Raw genomic sequence first — 2,419 nt, 5'->3', positions numbered from 1 at the left:
GTGGGTGCGGGACCCGCGGGAGCCTCCGCGGCGTACGCGGCCGCGGTCGCCGGGCGGCGCGTGCTGCTCCTGGAGAAGGCCGAGCTGCCGCGGTACAAGACGTGCGGCGGCGGCATCATCGGCCCGTCGCGCGACGCGCTGCCCCCGGGCTTCGAGCTCCCGCTCAAGGACCGGATCGGCGCGGTGACGTTCTCGCTCGACGGCAGGTACGTGCGCACCCGGCGCTCCCGCAGCACGCTGTTCGGGCTGATCAACCGTCCGGAGTTCGACGCCCAGCTCGTCGAGCACGCGCAGAAGGCCGGCGCCGAACTGCGCACGGGCGTCACCGTGTCCCGGGTCGAGCAGCACGGCTCGGCCGTGCCCGACCGGCGCACGGTCGCGGTCGTCCTGCAGGACGGCGAGACGGTCCTGGCGCGCGCCGTGGTCGGCGCGGACGGCAGCGCGAGCCGCATAGGAGCACACGTCGGCGTGAAGCTCGACCAGGTCGACCTCGGCCTGGAGGCGGAGATCCCCGTGCCCGAGACGGTCGCGGAGGACTGGCGCGGCCGCGTGCTCATCGACTGGGGCCCGATCCCCGGCAGTTACGGCTGGGTCTTCCCGAAGGGGGACACGCTCACCGTCGGCGTGATCTCGGCGCGCGGCGAGGGCGCCGCCACCAAGCGGTACCTGGAGGACTTCATCGGCCGGCTCGGCCTCGCCGGGTTCGAGCCCGCGGTCTCCTCCGGGCACCTGACCCGCTGCCGTGCCGACGACTCGCCGCTGTCCCGCGGCCGGGTCCTGGTCTGCGGCGACGCGGCGGGACTGCTCGAGCCGTGGACCCGTGAGGGCATCTCGTTCGCCCTGCGGTCGGGGCGGCTCGCGGGCGAGTGGGCGGTGCGCGTCGCCGAGTCCCACGACGCGGTCGACGCCCGTCGGCAGGCGCTGAACTACGCGTTCGCGATCAAGGCGGGGCTCGGCGTCGAGATGGCGGTGGGCAAGCGGATGCTGGCGGTGTTCGAGCGCCGGCCCGGCATGCTGCACGCGGCGCTCACGGGCTTCCGCCCGGCGTGGAACGCGTTCGCGAAGATCACCCGCGGTGCGACGACCCTGGGCGAACTGGTGCGTACGCATCCGCTCGCGGGCCGCGCCCTGTCCCGCCTCGACCGCGAGGACAGGGACGCGGTCAGCTCCTAGCGTGTGCGGGGTGACCGGGGCGACCGGGGTGACCGGGGTGACCGGGGCGTGTGCGGCGTCCGGGGCCCCGAGGCTCCTGCGGCGAGGCGCGCACCGGCTCACGTCCTCATGTCGTGTCCCGGGCTCGGCAGGGGACTGGCCGGCCCGGAGCGGGCACGGACGGGCCTCCGCCCGCTGACCCGGCGGCGCGTACTCCGCGGGGAGTAGGCGTGCTCACCACGCCCGGCGGACGCCGTGCGGGGCCCGCGGCCCTTAGCGTGGCGGCATGGACGAACGACGCGAGCGCGCCGGCGGCGAGTACGGCCCGCCCTGGACCCGGCCGGGGCCCGCCTGGTGGAACCAGGGGCCCGCCGGGTGGAACCGGCGCGCCGGGCGCCTGCCCTGGCGCTCCACGGTGTTCGTCACCGTTTTCGTCCTCGTCGGCTCGACCTTCGCCGGCCACGACCAGACCGAACGCGTCGCCCTCGACGCGTTCGCCCGGGTGCTGCTGCTCGTGGGCGGCCTCCTGCTGCTGGGGCGCCAGCGGTACCCCGTCGCCGTCGCCTTCGCCACCGCGGTCTGCGCCGTGATCTACCTGGGCGCCGGATATCCGTACGGGCCCGTCTTCCTCACCGTGGCGCTCGCCTGCTTCTCCGCGATCGTCGCCGGCCGCCGGTGGGCCGCGTGGGGTGCCGTCGGACTGCTCTGGCTCGGGCACGTGGTCATCGCGCACTGGCTCTACCCGCACCTGCCGCCCTCCGGCGACGGGGCCGCGTCCTGGGGCCAGGAGGGCCTGATCCTCGCGTGGGTGCTCGCCGTCGTCGCCGTCGCGGAACTGGCCCGGGCGCGCCGCGAACAGTGGGAACACGCCCGGGCCGAGCGCGAGCGCGCCGCCCGCCGGCGCGCCGACGAGGAACGCCTGCGCATGGCCCGCGAACTCCACGACGTCCTCGCCCACTCCCTCTCCGTGATCAACGTCCAGGCGGGCGTCGGCCTCGCCCTCCTCGACGGCGACCCCGAGCAGGCCCGCACCGCGCTCACCACCATCAAGGCCGCCAGCAAGGAAGCGCTCGGCGAGGTGCGCCAGGTCCTCGACACGCTGCGCACGCCCGGCGACGCGCCGCGCGCCCCGGCCCCCGGGCTCGACCGCCTGCCCGAACTCGTCGAGCAGGCGGGCCACGCCGGGCTCACCGTCGACGTGAGCACCGAGGGAGACCCCGTCCCGCTCGCGCCCGGTGCCGACCTCGCCGCCTTCCGCATCGTGCAG

At 76.0% G+C, this 2,419-nt stretch carries 2 protein-coding genes; both read left to right on the top strand.

The features are described from left to right. The coding region (locus tag GTW43_RS25150) for a geranylgeranyl reductase family protein (RefSeq protein ID WP_161304294.1) at positions 1–1,173 on the top strand (1,173 nt) is incomplete at its 5' end. A 265-nt stretch (positions 1,174–1,438) separates the two neighbouring features. Beyond that, positions 1,439–2,419 (top strand): histidine kinase (locus GTW43_RS25145; RefSeq protein ID WP_161304293.1); only part of this gene is annotated, 981 nt, incomplete at its 3' end.

The sequence above is a fragment of the Streptomyces sp. SID5785 genome, from assembly GCF_009870065.1.
Taxonomy (GTDB): Bacteria; Actinomycetota; Actinomycetes; order Streptomycetales; family Streptomycetaceae; genus Streptomyces.
Note: the sequence above shows the minus strand (reverse complement) of the source record. Positions and strands in the feature narration are given on the sequence as shown.